At 41.7% G+C, this 16,471-nt stretch carries 16 protein-coding genes and 1 other RNA gene; 8 read left to right on the top strand and 9 right to left on the bottom strand.

The window, feature by feature from the left end:
* Positions 1 to 48 precede the first annotated feature (48 nt).
* The 4 genes from ACXJY6_RS14435 to rpoE are packed head-to-tail and all read right to left on the bottom strand — an operon-like array spanning position 49 to position 2,711.
* Complete coding sequence (locus ACXJY6_RS14435) at positions 49 to 522, bottom strand: SoxR reducing system RseC family protein (protein ID WP_458768733.1); 474 nt, start codon at positions 520 to 522, stop codon at positions 49 to 51.
* A 16-nt stretch (positions 523 to 538) separates the two neighbouring features.
* The gene (gene rseB, locus ACXJY6_RS14430) at positions 539 to 1,489 is read right to left on the bottom strand and encodes a sigma-E factor regulatory protein RseB (RefSeq protein WP_458768732.1); all 951 of its coding nucleotides are present in this window, start codon (positions 1,487 to 1,489) and stop codon (positions 539 to 541) included.
* A complete protein-coding gene (locus tag ACXJY6_RS14425) occupies positions 1,486 to 2,106 on the bottom strand; it encodes an RseA family anti-sigma factor (protein WP_458768731.1) in 621 nt (206 codons plus the stop codon). The genes rseB and ACXJY6_RS14425 overlap by 4 nt, the downstream gene beginning before the upstream one ends.
* A 32-nt stretch (positions 2,107 to 2,138) precedes the next feature.
* On the bottom strand, positions 2,139 to 2,711 hold the full coding sequence (gene rpoE / locus ACXJY6_RS14420; protein WP_456052104.1) for an RNA polymerase sigma factor RpoE: 573 nt from the start codon (positions 2,709 to 2,711) through the stop codon (positions 2,139 to 2,141).
* 477 nt (positions 2,712 to 3,188) lie between these two features.
* Between rpoE and nadB the strand changes: the two genes are divergently transcribed.
* Positions 3,189 to 4,799: an L-aspartate oxidase gene (nadB, locus tag ACXJY6_RS14415; protein ID WP_458768730.1), complete on the top strand. Its 1,611-nt coding sequence runs from the start codon at positions 3,189 to 3,191 to the stop codon at positions 4,797 to 4,799.
* A 403-nt stretch (positions 4,800 to 5,202) separates the two neighbouring features.
* Here the strand turns inward: nadB and ACXJY6_RS14410 are convergent, their stop codons facing one another.
* Entirely contained in the window at positions 5,203 to 5,463 is a 261-nt protein-coding gene (locus tag ACXJY6_RS14410; protein WP_456052106.1) for an FAD assembly factor SdhE, read from the bottom strand.
* A 146-nt stretch (positions 5,464 to 5,609) separates the two neighbouring features.
* On the opposite strand from ACXJY6_RS14410, the gene ygfZ reads away from it, so the two are divergent.
* Positions 5,610 to 6,572 (top strand): tRNA-modifying protein YgfZ, encoded by a 963-nt coding sequence (gene ygfZ, locus ACXJY6_RS14405; protein ID WP_458768729.1) that lies wholly within the window; start codon positions 5,610 to 5,612, stop codon positions 6,570 to 6,572.
* 50 nt (positions 6,573 to 6,622) lie between these two features.
* On the opposite strand, the gene ACXJY6_RS14400 is transcribed toward ygfZ, so the two are convergent.
* Positions 6,623 to 7,618 carry a helix-turn-helix transcriptional regulator gene (locus ACXJY6_RS14400; protein WP_458768728.1) on the bottom strand — a complete coding sequence of 332 codons (996 nt, stop codon included), beginning with the start codon at positions 7,616 to 7,618 and terminating at the stop codon, positions 6,623 to 6,625.
* Positions 7,619 to 7,740: 122 nt separating this feature from the next.
* On the opposite strand from ACXJY6_RS14400, the gene ACXJY6_RS14395 reads away from it, so the two are divergent.
* The 3 genes from ACXJY6_RS14395 (at position 7,741) to ACXJY6_RS14385 (ending at position 11,901) form a co-directional block, all read left to right on the top strand.
* Positions 7,741 to 9,351, top strand: a complete 1,611-nt coding sequence (locus tag ACXJY6_RS14395; protein ID WP_458768727.1) for an alpha/beta hydrolase-fold protein — start codon at positions 7,741 to 7,743, stop codon at positions 9,349 to 9,351.
* 12 nt (positions 9,352 to 9,363) lie between these two features.
* Entirely contained in the window at positions 9,364 to 11,337 is a 1,974-nt protein-coding gene (locus ACXJY6_RS14390) for a TonB-dependent receptor domain-containing protein (RefSeq protein WP_458768726.1), read from the top strand.
* A 357-nt stretch (positions 11,338 to 11,694) separates the two neighbouring features.
* A complete protein-coding gene (locus tag ACXJY6_RS14385; RefSeq protein ID WP_456052170.1) occupies positions 11,695 to 11,901 on the top strand; it encodes a DUF1107 domain-containing protein in 207 nt (68 codons plus the stop codon).
* Positions 11,902 to 12,031: 130 nt separating this feature from the next.
* On the opposite strand, the gene ACXJY6_RS14380 is transcribed toward ACXJY6_RS14385, so the two are convergent.
* The 3 genes from ACXJY6_RS14380 to ACXJY6_RS14370 are packed head-to-tail and all read right to left on the bottom strand — an operon-like array spanning position 12,032 to position 15,098.
* Complete coding sequence (locus tag ACXJY6_RS14380; RefSeq protein ID WP_456052171.1) at positions 12,032 to 13,240, bottom strand: FAD-dependent 2-octaprenylphenol hydroxylase; 1,209 nt, start codon at positions 13,238 to 13,240, stop codon at positions 12,032 to 12,034.
* Positions 13,241 to 13,253: 13 nt separating this feature from the next.
* Entirely contained in the window at positions 13,254 to 14,471 is a 1,218-nt protein-coding gene (gene ubiH / locus ACXJY6_RS14375; RefSeq protein WP_458768725.1) for a 2-octaprenyl-6-methoxyphenyl hydroxylase, read from the bottom strand.
* Between the two features lie 36 nt (positions 14,472 to 14,507).
* Complete coding sequence (locus ACXJY6_RS14370) at positions 14,508 to 15,098, bottom strand: UPF0149 family protein (RefSeq protein WP_458768724.1); 591 nt, start codon at positions 15,096 to 15,098, stop codon at positions 14,508 to 14,510.
* A 246-nt stretch (positions 15,099 to 15,344) separates the two neighbouring features.
* Between ACXJY6_RS14370 and zapA the strand changes: the two genes are divergently transcribed.
* The 3 genes from zapA to ACXJY6_RS14355 all read left to right on the top strand — a co-directional run bounded on the left by zapA (position 15,345) and on the right by ACXJY6_RS14355 (position 16,455).
* Positions 15,345 to 15,647, top strand: coding sequence for a cell division protein ZapA (gene zapA, locus ACXJY6_RS14365; RefSeq protein ID WP_456052113.1), 303 nt, complete (start codon positions 15,345 to 15,347; stop codon positions 15,645 to 15,647).
* Positions 15,648 to 15,676: 29 nt separating this feature from the next.
* Positions 15,677 to 15,861, top strand: a non-coding RNA gene (gene ssrS, locus ACXJY6_RS14360) — 6S RNA.
* 3 nt (positions 15,862 to 15,864) lie between these two features.
* Positions 15,865 to 16,455, top strand: a complete 591-nt coding sequence (locus ACXJY6_RS14355) for a 5-formyltetrahydrofolate cyclo-ligase (protein ID WP_458768723.1) — start codon at positions 15,865 to 15,867, stop codon at positions 16,453 to 16,455.
* Positions 16,456 to 16,471: the final 16 nt, after the last annotated feature.

The raw sequence follows: 16,471 nt of genomic DNA, 5'->3' as shown, positions 1-16,471 counted from the left end.
GATTCTACCCAATTTCAACCAAATTCGCATCAAAAATTCGGTGCTAACTCACAAACCAACCGGTTCTCCGAGAATTCTAACAATAACGACTTGATCCTTTGTTTGCAGTTCTAGACGTTTTGTCAAAGGCTTAGCAAGCCAAATAGCGGCGGTAGTAAACAATACTGCGGTGACAATCACGACACCTTCACCACCACTTAACATCGGCGCTAACCAGATATCCCCAACCGCAGCGCCTAGCAATAACGCAAATAAAGGCAATAAATAAATTAGCGAAGCCGATTGAAGTAAACTTTTTTCAGGGAACCCGATCTCGATCAGTTGGCCAGGGGTCACAACAGAGTCGGTGGTTAAACTCCAACGTAATAACTTGTTCCCCATCGCTTTTGAAACAACGCCAGTACTACAGCTTTTTGACGAGGCACAGCCGCTACAACTTGTCTGTTGTTGGCAGCTCAAATCAACGTGGTAACCATTATCCAAAGGGGTTACGCCCGTTACCGTTGCAAGTGCAGTCATCATAGTTCCACTCTCTATATTAAGGCGTGTTAAAAGTAACCGACTCAGCCACTCGTTTCGCAGTTGACGGTGGAATATCGCCTATAACTGAGACTTCACTGGTTCCTTTTACCACACTAAGCAATGTCCGCCTTCCCTGACGAATTAACTGATCGTGTAGTGATGTATCATCTAACTCAGATACATAAACTGAAAAATTAAATAGGCCATCTGAGAACAATTGATTTTCCACTTCTTTCTCGACCATAGCCATACGATACCGACTAAGCTCTTTAGATACAAATCCATTTGGTAACCATTCAACTGACCACGTTGCATCTTTCAATTCATTACTCGGTAGAGATAATACCGCAGGAAGTTCTGCCGTATTCAAACCAGACATTAATTGAGGTAATTGCTCATTCACATTATAAGAAATCGTACGGAATTGCTCGAGCACTTCCCCATCGCGATCAACTAAGTCTGCTCTAAGTGGCAACTTGTTTTGTTCACTCACCCATAAGACATATGAATAACGTAAACCATCTTTAGGTACAACTCGTATTACTTGGCAAGCCGCACCCGCTTCACGACCTCGACCAATATTGACGAAATCGTAAAACTGACTCAACCTTTCAACGTTAGAATTCAATAAGGGAAATATTGGTGCCACCATGGAATTTGACTTTACCGTATAAGGTTCATTCCCTGGTTCAATATAGCTAACTTCATCATTGCGTTTGATGACTTCTCTGACTGGACCACTTAAATAAATAAGGTGAGCTAGGTTGGCTTTTTCATCTGCCGAGTAGCGGTAAAGTAGTGGCTCAATGCCATTTTTTTGAATAAAAATATAGGAAAGCTCATACGAGAGCTGATGACTGGCTTGGTTCATATCAAGTAACAACGCCTTTGCTGGCATTGATTCAGCAAAGGCGGAAGAGTTACCCAAACTGAACAGCGCAACGACACTGATCAGTAATTTATTCATTCAGTAATAGACTCTTGATGACTAGATGAAGGAACAGCTGCATCACTATTTAAACGCAATTGTAGCTCATAATCCTGAAGTAAAGCATTCACTCGACGGCGCTGGTCTTGAGCTGTATTGTCCGTTGTAGTCTGCTTCTCTACAGATTCACGAGTCAAGCTCACAGGCTCAGCAATGCCAGCCAATGGTACCGTCTGCAACACTGGGGCAACCTGTTGATTAGCAGTCGCCTCTTGAGTGCTACTTTGTTGAATGCCTAAGACCACGACTAAACAGACACTTGCAGCAATCGACACCTGACCAAGATGGGATAACCAACTAGGTAAACGTCTGCGAGCTTGTTGCGGTTTAGGTTGAGACTCTATCGGTACAACATTTACATCGGGTTCAACCGACTGAGAAAAACGCGTATGTGGCTCTTCATCTTCCAATGCAAGAGCGACGCTATCAGCAATATTCCATTCTTGTTTAGGCTCATCACCACGCATCACATCACCGATTAGGTGATAATGACGCCAAGTTTTCTGACTTTCTGAACCCTGAGTCAATTCACTAATAAAAGCGGTATCGACCAACTCTCCATCCATGAGTGCTGAAAGTTTTTCTTCATCAGCCATTTTATTCACCATAATATCGACCTTTAATTAGGTTATAAAAGCGGAGCTATGTGCTTTTCAACTGCTTCACGAGCTCTAAATATACGAGAGCGAACAGTTCCAACGGGACAATCCATGACCGCAGCAATATCTTCGTAACTCAAACCTTCGAGCTCTCTTAATGTCATTGCGGTTTTTAAATCTTCTGGTAGTAAGCCTATCGCTGAAAACACAGCCTGCTTCAATTCATTCGACAGCGAAATGTTCTCTGGGTTCGATATTTCTTTAAGCGCACCACCACTTTCATAATTTTCTGCATCTTCTGCATCGATATCACTTGAAGGAGGACGTCGTCCTTGCGCTACAAGATAATTTTTCGCGGTATTCACAGCAATTCGATATAGCCAAGTATAAAATGCACTCTCTCCTCGGAAAGAAGGTAACGCTCTATATGCCTTAATAAAGGTCTCTTGTGCGACATCTGGGATATCACCTGAATTGCTCACATATCGGGAAATAAGATTGCAAACCTTATTTTGGTACTTAGAGACCAATAGATTAAATGCTTGCTTATCCCCACTCTGAACTCGCTCAATCAATACTTGATCAGTTAACGGCTCGTTCATTAGAGCGCCTACTCCTATTGTTTCTCCCTTACCTTCTCAGATATGGATATTAATACTGCAAAAATAGTATTGACACCACTGCTACCACGAGCACTATAGTGAGACTGGGTCGAGTCGTTTAAGTTCCCAAGATTTATTATTTTTTCTCACATTTTGAGATTGAATATAAATCAATGATATTTCATGAATATTATGTTGTACGGTAAATATGCGTCCAGATAGTTCGAATATCAATCCCACTTAAAGAATAATGAACAATTGCTCCCCAATAACAGCAATGAAAATAAACAAGTAAACACAGTAAACTCATGGTTTTATTGTCAGTAAGTCTAATAGACTAACGCGACATATCGTGTTTATATTTTTACAAATACGTGACAAAATTATGATTCAGTCTTCGAGCTTAACAGAGTTAAGATAGACACTGCGTCGTTCTAGGCTTAACCGTTCCATACATCATCAGGAAATACACGAGTTATGAGCACAAATCAAGAACATCAATGTGATGTACTAGTGATTGGTAGTGGTGCAGCAGGACTTACATTAGCCCTGCATATCGCAAAAAAATGCAACGTCATTGTCCTTAGTAAAGGGCCTTGGAGTGAAGGTTCTACCTTTTACGCTCAAGGTGGTATTGCCGCAGTATTCGATGAATCGGACAGTGTTGAATCCCATGTGCAAGATACATTGGTCGCTGGAGCCGGAATCTGTGACGAAGCATCGGTACGTTATATTGCTGAGAATGCCAAGCAATCAGTCCAGTGGCTTATCGATGGCGGTGTGCCTTTTGATCTTGATGAAGATAGTAAAGAAACAAACCCGAAATATCATTTAACCCGCGAAGGTGGACACAGCCATCGACGAATTCTCCATGCTGCCGATGCCACGGGTATGGCAATGCAGAACTCATTACAAGACAATGTGAAATACCACCCTAATATCACAGTACTAGAGCGCCACAATGCACTCGATCTAATTACTGAAGATAAAATAGGTGGTGATGCGAATAAAGTCATTGGTGCGTATGTTTGGAACCGCAATGATGAGCATGTTGAAACCATCTGTGCCAAATCGGTTGTTTTAGCTACCGGGGGATCATCAAAAGTTTACCAATACACATCGAATCCTGACGTCTCTTCTGGCGATGGTGTGGCGATGGCATGGCGCGCGGGTTGTCGTGTCGCAAACCTCGAATTCAATCAATTCCATCCAACTTGCTTATTCCACCCAGAAGCTCGTAATTTCCTTCTAACTGAAGCATTACGTGGCGAGGGTGCCCACTTAATCCGTCCCGATGGCTCTCGCTTTATGAAGGATTTTGATGAGCGAGGTGAATTGGCCCCACGTGATGTCGTCGCGAGAGCAATAGATTATGAAATGAAACGCCTCGGTGCAGACTGCATGTACATCGATATCAGTCATAAACCGGCAGACTTTATTGAGAAACATTTCCCAACGATCAATTCCCGACTACTTGAACTGGGCATTGATATAACGAAAGAGCCTATCCCGATTGTCCCAGCAGCACACTACACCTGTGGTGGTGTTATGGTCGATCAAAATGGTCGCACTGATCTAAAACAGCTTTATGCCATTGGCGAAGTAAGTTACACCGGACTTCATGGTGCAAACCGTATGGCTTCTAACTCACTGCTAGAGTGTGTTGTATATGCTCGTTCGGCTTCTCAAGAGCTACTAAAAACACTTCCGCAATCTACATTAGCTAGCGGCTTACCAGCCTGGGATGAAAGCCAAGTTGGTAACTCAGATGAAGAAGTGATTATTCAACATAACTGGCATGAATTACGCTTGTTTATGTGGGATTACATGGGTATCGTCCGCACAGACAAACGCCTGGAGCGTGCACTACGCCGCATCGATCTACTGAAACAAGAAACGCACGATTATTACAGTAACTTTAGAGTTTCTAATAACTTAATTGAAATGCGCAATCTACTACAGGTTGCGGAGTTGATGGTACGTTGTGCTATGCAGCGGAAAGAAAGCCGAGGGTTACATTATACTCTCGATTACCCAGATCAACTTGAAAATAGTGGCCCTACGGTTCTCGATCCAAAAGACTACTAATAGATTCAATTAATATATTCAATGTTCGACGGGGGCTGAACGCCTCCGTTTTTCATTAAAAATAATCCATCGATAATCCGACTCTTTACAACTATCACGCCACAGTAAATACCTATCTGAGCCACACGTTATACTTAAAAATACAGCTGAATACCGTGTTGAGAACAATGTAATTGGTCGCGCTTTTCCCGCGAACGTATTTAGCGTCCCATCTGTTTGATAAGTGACTTCACCGCGCAATTCAGCACTAAGGATAGATGTTGACTGGAACCAACGAATAATCGTGAAAGAACAAAACAATTGAACAACAGCGTAAAGAGAGGATAACCATATTACCTCTAAAGCAAACATCACAACGGAGAATTCAACTAAAGAGGCAAGAATAGAAGGCCGACAGTAGAGTTTAACGGACTTTACTGAGGTTATGAGCAACGATTTTATCCACCATGGAAGCATGAGCCAAGTTATCACTTCTAGTGTGTTGCATTATCCAAGAAAATAAATCTGGATCATCACACGTCAACAAAGAAACAAAATCTTTTTGCTCAGATTCATCTAGAGAATCAAAACACTCTTCAAAGAAAGGCATGATAACAACATCAAGTTCCAACATTCCACGGCGACACGCCCACTTGATTCGAGCTTTCTCTTGGTTTGAATACATTCTCTATCCCCAGTTATGTTTATGAGTTCATTAGTGTAACAAGGGAGAACAAATCCAACTAGTGGCTCAATCACACAACGGTAGCTGCTGACAAAATTTGCGATCCGCTTTAACATAGGTGGAAATAGATTTGTTGGACAATAATTATGACCGGATACAACGATGTTACCCACACTTCAATCGCTAGCAATGAAGACCTTCCTTCTCTGGCGCTCTCACCTCTCTCATCATGGGGGTACATCTCATTAAGTGGCGAGGATTCAACAACATTTCTTCAAGGACAGGTCACCTGTGATGTCAAAGCATTAACCGCGGAACACGTTAGCTTAGGTGCTCATTGCGATGCCAAGGGAAAAATGTGGTCGGTATTTACTCTTTTCCATCATAACGATGAGGTTGCGTTGTTTCAGCCTTTATCGGCTATCGAAACTGAACTAAAAGAACTTAAAAAGTACGCGATCTTCTCAAAAGTTGAATTAAAACAAGGTAGTGATATCTGCCTTGGGCTCATTGGAAAAGATGTACAGAGCTATATGGATAAGCTAACTCCTGATCAAACTGGGGATGTTCGTCGCATTGAAGGCGGTAGTGCTGTAAAGATTTCCAATCAACGTTGGCTGCTTATGTTTAGCCCACAAAACGCACAAGCTTTTTCTGAGCAGTTTTCTGCACCCATCTGTGATGATTCATTATGGACATTACTTAATATTATCGAAAACTACCCTGTATTAACTCAAGCGGAACAAGCTCAACATATTCCGCAAGCGCTAAACTTACATGCGTTAGGTGGTATCTCATTTACGAAAGGGTGCTATACAGGCCAAGAAACCGTTGCGCGAGCAAAATACAGAGGTACCAACAAACGAGCAATGTATCGAGTTAGCGGACCAAGGTCGAATGCAGATAACATTAACTTGGAACGTTCAGTTGGAGAAAATTGGCGCTCAGCAGGCACGTTATTAACCAGTTTCCAATTCAATGATAATCACGCGACAGGGCTCATCATATTGCCTAATAATTTAGAAGCAACGACTCAACTTCGACTAAGCGAAGAGCTGGATGCCATTTGGAAAATTGAAGCACTGCCATACTCTCTCGATGAAGAATAACGATTCTTAGCAAACAACAAGACAGCTAAGGGGAAATAGTCGATTTTCCCTTAGTTTGCTCGGTTTGCCGATACAGCTGGTGGATACCCGAACGCTTTCTTAAAGGCATTGGTAAAATTTGAAGGGTGTCGATAACCTGCGTTATAAGCCACTTCTGTCACGCTGGCAGTCCCACGCTCTAGATGCTGACGAGCGATTTCCAACCTTCTACGTCGAATATAACTTTGAATACTGCAGCCTAATTTGCTTTTAAACTTTCTCTGCAAGTTGGACTCACTCATTGCACTGTAATGAGCCAGTTCTTTCCCCGGCAACGTCCGATCTAAGTTAACTTCAATATACGAGACTAATTCATCCAATGAACGCCCCCCTTTCCGATCTTTTACACCCATCTCTGTTGTTGTTTTTACCCCACTAAATGCCACGTTATCGTTAATTCCAATCTGTTCAAAAATCTCAAAAAGAAACTGATAACCTAATGTTTCTAGTGCCATTTTCTCCAAGATACCCTTGGGGGAACGTTGGTGAATAATCTCTAAAGTCAACGCCATTAACCTGTCAGTCAAATTTAACCTACAGTTTGCCATGTGTTGATTAATAAAGGTTTCAACATTTGATCCAGATTCAATGCGATCTTCGACCCAGTCTATAGGTATAACAATGTTTAGCTTAGTAACATGATTACCTTTCTCGATAATCCGCCTGAAAATAGCGGGTTTTGTCAGGTTTACCACGACACCTGTTGGCCCTGTACTGGCATCAAATACAAATCGAAGATCGTCATAGCTAATATCCAACTTTCCTTCCAGCAAAATAACCAAAATTACGGATTTTTTAGCTGTCGAAACAACCTGATAATCGGCCAATTCCGTTGACGTTCCGCCACTTAGAGAGAAACTGTTTTTCACTTTATATTGAATAAGTTGACCTACAACGAGTTCTTTTGGTGAGTTAGGACTGTCAGAGACAAGTACCTGTCTCTTTTCAGTATTATCCCAGTGTATCAATGCACTTCTTTGAAGCGATGACTTGAATTTTTTCGTCATAGGAACCTGCCAATTTCTCATAACAACATGGTGATTTTGCATAAGTGAATATGCTGTCACACCTCGAAAAATAAACTTACCATAAATGCGAATAAATATCATTACAGGAAATTTTAATTCCAATGAAATGGATTGTATTAGCAGCATTGATTGCAACTTGGGTAGGACACACAAACGCAATGACATTAACACTCGATCAGACCCATCATTTCGATGCGAATCAGAAAGAATCCGTCGTAATCCCTGTCGACCAACCTCGCTATTTACGAGGATATATTCGCAGTGACTCTACTTTGGCCAAAGTAAATATCCGAAATTCACAAGGAAAGATAGTAAAGACTCTTATTGGTTCACCAAGCAAAGAGGTGGAGATTTTTTGGTTCATCGAGCAACCTGATGACTACCAATTTGAATTTACCAGCGTTAAACAAACTCCTGTAAATATTGAATTGCGCCTTAATGAGTTAGCATTAAAAAACAACCAATATCTCTCACCAGATATCCCCATCATTAGTCCTCTTCTTATGAAGACGGAAAAACAACTCAATCAAGATACAAGTAAAGCTGAACAAGGTTTTTGGCTGCAGTTAAAAACCAGAGGTGGAGCACCGCTGGTTGAATACAAAGAAAATGGCAATGCCATTGTGACCTTTCTTTATAAAGGTATCGCCAATAACGTTAGATTACTCGGCGCTCCCTATAGTGGTCATGAACATCTAAGACAGTTGGGTAACAGTGGTATTTGGTTCCATTCATTTGAAGTCCCGCCAGACACTCGGCTGTCATATCAAATCGCGCCTAATGTTCCCCAACTCATTGACAGTAAAAACAGAGAACAAAGAAGGGCTGTACTTGCAACCGCCCAGCCCGATCGATTAAACCCTAACCCAAACTTTGGTGAAGGTGATAATTTATTTGGATCGGCTTCAACGCTAACACTCTCTCATAACATCAACGACAATTTCGTCAATGATATTAATAACCCCAAAGGGTCAGTCACTGATTTTATCTATAATGGCAACGAAAACTCACTCCCTCGAAAAGTGAGTATTTACCAGCCCAATAGTCTCTATCCGATTGAAAGTAATGCGCCACTTTTAATTCTGTTTGATGGCGACGCTTATCTAGATAAAGTACCAACACCTATCATTCTGGACAATTTGATCGCGAAAAATATCGTGCCACCGATGCGCGCCGTGTTTATCAACACTCCGCTCCCCAGCATGAGAGGAAAAGAACTTACTCCCAATAAAGCGTATTCCGATTTTCTAGCCTTAGAGTTTATGCCATGGCTTTGTGATCAACAGACAATTTGCCCGAATGCAGAAGACACGATTTTATCGGGTTCAAGTTATGGCGGTTTAGCCTCAATGCACATCGCATTTCAACATCCCGAGAAATTTGGCAATGTACTTAGTCAATCAGGTTCTTTCTGGTGGGCACCTCAGTCGGATACCTCCTCAGAGTCAACCAACAATTGGATGGCTGATCTCATTCGATCCGAACCCAACAAGCCTATTCACATTTACCTAAATGCTGGTTTATTCGAAATAGAGCCTGCCTCAAAAAACATCCTAGACACCAACAGACAACTCTATAAAGCGTTATTAGAAAAAGGGTATACAACCACTTTTCAAGAAGCACCGGGTGGTCACGACTACTTTAGCTGGCGAGTTATGTTGGTGCAGGGTTTAACAACACTTTTTACCAATAAAAATAAAGATTCAATCTAATAAGGGATTACCATGACATCATCAAAATTAAGCCTTGCAGTGGCGATAGCGCTCTCATCGACAACACCTTTATCCAGCTTTGCAAATGAAGGTAACCACGATATGGACGTTATGGTTGTAACTGCAGCGCAGCACGAGACTTCCATTAAAGATGCCCCCGCTTCGATTTCTGTAATCACTAGCGAGGAAATCAATAAGCTTCCTGCTACAGATATTACGACAGCACTGGAGAGCGTTGCTGGTGTCCACATATCCAAAAGTACAGGGAGCGAAAATAAAATCATTATTCGCGGCCTTCACAACCAAAACTCCTCAAATGGTAACTACACCTTAATTTTGGTCAATGGACGACGTACTAGCTCCAGTGAAACCGTTATTCGTGGAGCATCGTTTGATTTATCGAGTATTCCACTCAATTCGATTGAGCAAATTGAAGTCGTTCGAGGCCCAATGTCTTCACTCTATGGTAGTGAAGCTATTGGAGGCGTGGTTAATATTATTTTGAAAAAGCCAGACGAAGAAACCCATGTATCGGGAGGATTCACTTATAGCACTCCAGATGACAACAATGCTCATAGTTTGGTTTCTAATGCTGATGGCGAGTTGAAGGATGGTAATGCATTTATTACTGGGTCCATTATCCCTAATGTACTTATGTATACCCTTTCAGTCGATGTGAGCAAACAAGATGCTTGGTTCCCTGACAATGCAGGAGATGACTTCACTCCCCAAGCAGAACAAGAACAAAAAGCCATCCGAGCAGCTTTAACATGGTTACCGACAGACCGAGATGAAATTTATTTTGATCTCGCGTTCGCCGACGATGACAGAACAGAATACAGCTATACCAGTTCCAGCAACTCCACAAGTGTAAATTTCTACGATAGTGAAAAGCTCACCTCAACTCTTGGGCACAGTCGCAATTGGGATTGGGGTGAATCGGACTTCTCTTACTTCTACGAAAACTCTAAGGTTCATGAAAACAACGCTCACCCCCTCGTTGATGAAGCTGATATGGTACAAAGTAACCACACTTTTGATGGTCGATTTGAATTAACTGATTATGACAACCAACTTATCTCGATTGGAGGACAAGTTTTTTACACCAGTGTGGATAACCAACGCGACTACACAGCCGATCGCTCCATAACTCAAACTGCCATTTACGCACAAGACGAGTATTCAATTAGTGATGATCTAACAGCAACGGTAAGTGGACGAATAACCCACAACAACCAATATGGAAATGACTTTAGCCCAAGGGTTTATTTTGTTTATAACGGTATCGATAATTTTACGTTTAAGGGTGGCTACGGTGAAGGGTTTAAAGCGCCGACTATCTTCCAATCATCTGAAGATTTTGGGCTCGTGAGTTGTGGAGGAGACTGTACATTGATCGGCAACCCAGACCTTAAACCACAAACCTCAAAAACATACGAATTTTCTACTATGTATTATGCCAATCGAGGTTACGTCCAGGGTACTTTATTCTTTAATGATGTTAAGAACTTAATCGATAGAGATACCGATCCATACAGCAATTATGGTGCAACCATTATTCAATACGAAAACTTCGAAAGTGTTGAAACGAAAGGTATCGAACTTGAAGGCGAATTCGATGTATCAGAAAGCATCTCTCTCGTGTCTAATGCGACTTATACCAGCGCCATAGATAAGTCCAATGACAGTGACATATCGTATACACCAGAATGGTTGGCCAATATCAACTTAAACTGGGTCGCTTCAGACAGTCTTGCATTATTTGCTGGTGTTAATTACACAGGAAAACAGAAAGATAGTAGCGATGAGTCGCTTGACCCATATTCCATATTCTCAATTGGTGGATCATACGATATCAATAACAATTTCACCGTCAAAACAGGTATCACAAATCTTACCGATGAGCGTTTAGATGAATCTGACCAAGACTACGAAGACACTGAAGTTGGTCGAACGTATTATGTGAAAGTGGATTTCGCATTCTAGAAAAATTCAGCAACTAAATGACTGTAATATTCATTCCACTATGATTATTTACCCACCAGAAAACCTGGTGGGTTTTTACTATAATAAAACTGTAATTTGTTGATATTACGATATTAACAATAAAAGAACGTTGAGGTGTATCCCGCTAATTTCTACACAATGTTCGTGACAACAATTGAATTAAACAATCAACAAATAGTTTAAATTTATAGAAATAAATAGCCAAATATGTAGTTTGGTGCACATAGTTATAGATTGATGGCGTAAAAGGTAACATTTTTCATCAGACATCCCTCATATACTAAATCTGACGTCTATACTAATTAGATAATAACAAGAGAAGGAACAGTTATGAGTATGAGACAGTTCAAGCGATATACACCAAGTATGATTGCTAAACATATTTCTCGATTTTTTAAAGGTTCTATTTATATTTATGGCGTCGGTAAATTCGATTTTAATTACGGTAAATTGCTTCTCCCTGAAGAAGCACAGCAACTTCACTACCAAACCGTAAAAGAAATCAATCTCGAAATCAGCAAACTCCGTTGTGCAGTAGCTTAACAACAACGGCTTAACATAATTAATGCTCTAAAAGTGGTCATTGAGTCTAAGTTGTACTCAACGTAAGACCACTTTTAAGCAACCAATAAACCTCTTATATTTTATACGCAGACCGACTAATTTATCTAAATTAATCAACGGCTATATCTGGCAGTTCACCTTCAAGTCCAAGTGCTCGCTTTATAACGTGATGCTTAGGACCACTTAAATGATCAAATAACGACATCCCCACGCCTCGAATCAACTTTTTAGCAGGGTTTTCACCAGAGAACAGCTCTTTAAACCCTTGCATTGAAGCAACCATTTTTGCCGCTTCTGCTTTACGCCAACGCTCGTATGAACGTAAGTTACGTCGTACACCAACGTCCTTTCCTTGTTGCCAGACGAGGATCAGTTCTTGAGCCAATGAGGCCGCATCCAGTAAGCCAAGGTTAACCCCTTGACCTGCTAAAGGATGAACGGTGTGTGCAGCATCTCCAACTAAGGCAATTCTTTCACGAGTAAAATCTCTAGCAAAACGCATTTTTAAAGGCACGACGGCACGTTCACCAAGCAAGGTCGTTAGACCAAGTTGATTATCAAACTCCACGGTTAAATGACGCTCAAAATCGGCTGCAGAAAGTGCAAGCAACTCATCTGCCCGGTCAGGTTCTGTAGACCATACAATCGAACAGCTATGGGGGTCATTTAAAGGCAAGAATGCCAATGGGCCTTGCGGTGTAAATATCTGACGTGCAATCCCTTGATGGGGTTCTACCGTCTTTATATTGGCCACGATCGCATTATGACCATAATCCCAATGAGTCAATGGAATATCACTTTGCTTTCTGACCCATGAGTTTGCACCGTCAGCTCCAACGACGAGTTTTGCGGTCAGTGACGCCCCATTATCCAGAGTCAGCCACACTTCACTCTCACCTGTCGCCATTGTTTGACATTGGTTTGGCATAAACAAGGTCACGTTTGACTGCTGTGTCACTCGATCAAGTAAAGATAATTGAATCACACGATTCTCGACAATATGGCCAAGGTTATTTTGAGCTATCATCTGCGCGTCAAACTCAATAGAAGCAAAACTGTCTTGCTCCCAGACACGCATCCCTTGGTAAGGGGCAGCACGGCGCTCAACAATGCCATTCCAAGCACCAATATGACGCAGAATTTTTTCACTAGAGCGATTCAACGCCGAAACGCGCAAATCAATCGAATCGCTCATCGTTGATTTAGGGGTATGACTTTCGATAATCGCGATACGTAAATCCGTTTCACTTAATGCAGCGGCAAGCGTCAACCCCACCATACCGCCACCAACAATCGCTATATCAAAACTTTGCATTATATTGTTACCTTTATCAACGAGAGACTAAGCCCAGTGTGCGCTTAAATAAGGGAGCTTTTACCGCAGGAAGTGTATCGAATGCCATCAATCCTAGATTACGCCCAACAACTGTTGGCCACCAAGTATTTGAGAATAGATGAACCAGAGAAGAAGTCATTGTTATCGTAAGCTCTCGATCTTGCTCTCGGCGCTGACGATATTGTTCGAGCCCTTGGTATTTGCCCAAATCTAAGTCTATACCCAATTGATTATCTTGAGAGACTTGTGCCTGTAAACATTCAACTAAGGTTGATACATCTCGAATTCCAAGATTAAATCCCTGACCAGCAATAGGATGTAAGGTTTGTGCAGCATTCCCAACAGCAGCAAAACGATGTGATATTGTCTGCGGTCGAGAGCGTAGCACCAAGGGGTAACTCGAGCGTTGTCCGACTTTTTTCAATGCACCTAAGCGCCACCCAAATTGACTCTGTAGTTGCTCAAGAAACAATGAATCCTCTGACTGCATTAACTCATCAGCGCGATCAGGGGACACACACCAAACCAACGACATTCGATTCTGACTCATGGGCAACAATGCTAATGGACCTGATTGAGTAAAGCGTTCAAACGCTCGTCCATTGTGATCTTCAGACAAGCCAATATTTGCAATCACGGCAACCTGATTAAAGTCATGTTCGTCTAAAGCTAAACCAATCTGCTTGCTGCTATCTGACTGAGCACCATCGGCAGCAACCAAGAGCTTACTATTAATAACGCAATCATCATCCAATGTGATCGCAACAGAATCAATTGAACGCTGAACATCAATAATTCGCTTCTGTGAAAAAAACGTTATCGAGCTGGATTCCTTAAGCATATTAGCGTAAATCTTACCAACATCAGCCAATTCAACCACATAGCCTAACGCACTAAGGTGGTGCTCTTGAGCTGTAATTTCAGTCATTCCTGCATGACCTTGATCGGTAACGCTGATATGTTCAATGGGAGTCGCGGCAACCGCTAATTCATCCCATAAAAAAAAACGCTTTAAGATTTCTACGGTGCCAAATGATAAAGCGATCGATCGAGAGTCAAACCCAGGATGTTCGGAGCTCTCGGCTAGATAAGGTTCCACTACCGCAATCGACACCTTATCACCCATAGCGTTGGATAATATTAAGGCTAACGTCGCACCAGTCATTGCACCACCAGCTATAACGACATCAAAATCTCTCGATTCTATAGTCATCTATTCATTACCTTAAAATAGTTCCCTAATGAGTGCTTAGTGCACTGTCGGCGCTTTAGCATTTGGTTTCGCTACAAAACCATGATCGGCATGTAAGGTCAGGACACAGACTTTAATATGCTCAATAACCTGCTCCAATAATAGTGCTTGCTCAGGGAGGTCATCATCTTCATCAATGCCTAATTTGGCTATTTCTTCAAGATCGCTAATTGCCTCTTTACCTTCGGTAGTCAGTTTACGAAGGTCGAGTCCAATTAGACCAATGCCTGATATTATATGATTTACCAGCTCAGCAACCGCATCACTTCGCTCAAACAATCCTTCTTTTCCTTCGCCATCGGGAAGCAATAGTGTTAGCGCCATATCCGTATCAATCAGTTCTTGTTGAGAGAAACGCAGCAACTGCTCTGTTTTCTTTTGAACAGCAATAGGCCATGCTAATCCATCGTTTGTATAGTCAAATAACAGTGGCTGCCAGCTTTTGTCTTCAACATCTAAACCACCGCTTAACATACCTAAGAGCAACCCTTGAACTTCCGCCGGAGTCACAGCCAACATTGCAGCTTTTAAATCATTTGAAAAAGATTGGTACTCAGGAAGTTTAATTTCGCTTGGTTTATCACTCATGGTGGTTAGCTCTATCATCTTAAAAATTAAATTAATCCTACCACTGATATAGGGTTGTCGAAACGATAAAAGCGATAAATTATCCTCGGGAGTTGATGAATTGTCTAAGTTTTGAGTAGTTGATTTAGCATTTCAGCATCCATCACGGGAAACACTTGAATCTTACGAGCCCTTTACCTATAGTTTCCTTCTTACAGTGACGATAGTATCATTGCTGACATAGGTTAAAAAAACGATGGTTAACTCATGAGCACTCAAGTAGTAGACGTTGAAATCTTAGGAAAACTCACTCGGGTCAATTGTCCTTCAGGGCAAGAAGAGTCGTTGATAAAGGCTGCGCAAGATTTAGATCAACGACTAAAAGAAATGGCAGAGCGAACAAAAGTAAACAATGAACTCAATCTTATGACTATTATGGCTCTAAACATAAGCTATGAGTTACAGACGTTGAAAGGCGAAAAAGAAAACAATCAATCAGAATTCGTCGATAGGCTCGAAAAACTTACCGAGTCTCTAGAACAGGCGTTGAGCAAAACTGCCGAAGCCTAACACTTTGGTCATTTGAACTAGAATTAAATTTTACCCTGGGGTGTTCGTCAGAGGATTTACGTCCCCGAGCCGATAAGCAACATCCAAGGGTTAGTATTCAATCGCTATTGTGCAAGCTCGGCTAGTACCGAGAAGCCTGAGGTGGTTCTTGCTGACCCGCCTTGAACTCGCTGGTTCAAGGGCCATTAATTCTCAACGGCACTTTGGGGTATTCCACATGACTCTTCATTCAAGACAATACGTTCGTAAGACGATTCGAACTCAACGTCGGTTACTTTCTTCTGCACTCCAGCAACAAGCTAGCGCTGATTTAGTTGAACAAGCCAACACGTTAGCTGAGCTTCAAAATGCACAACATATCGCTATTTATCTATCTTCCGATGGTGAACTCGATACGCTCCCGCTAATAAAACAGCTCTGGCAACAAAACAAATCCGTTTATCTGCCTGTGATTCATCCTTTCTCTTCCGGTAACCTTCTCTTTTTGCGTTATCAACCCAATACTGAAATGACGTTAAACCGTTATAAAATTTCTGAACCAAAACTAAAAAAAGATCTGATTATTCCCGTTGATCAGCTCGATATTATTTTTACCCCATTGGTGGCTTTTGACACAAAAGGACAACGATTGGGGATGGGTGGCGGATATTACGATCGAACGCTATCTACTTGGTTTAAAACAGGTATTGGAGCAACACCGATTGGTTTAGCTCATGATTGTCAGCGAGTCGATGCCTTACCAAATGAAACATGGGATATACCATTACCAAAAATAATAACACCAAGCAAAATATGGACTTGGGATTAGCTCAAAAATAACGCTA

The sequence above is a fragment of the Vibrio phycocola genome, from assembly GCF_054404255.1.
The sequence above is the reverse complement of the archived record's forward strand: the minus strand, read 5'-3'. Positions and strand labels throughout refer to the sequence as shown.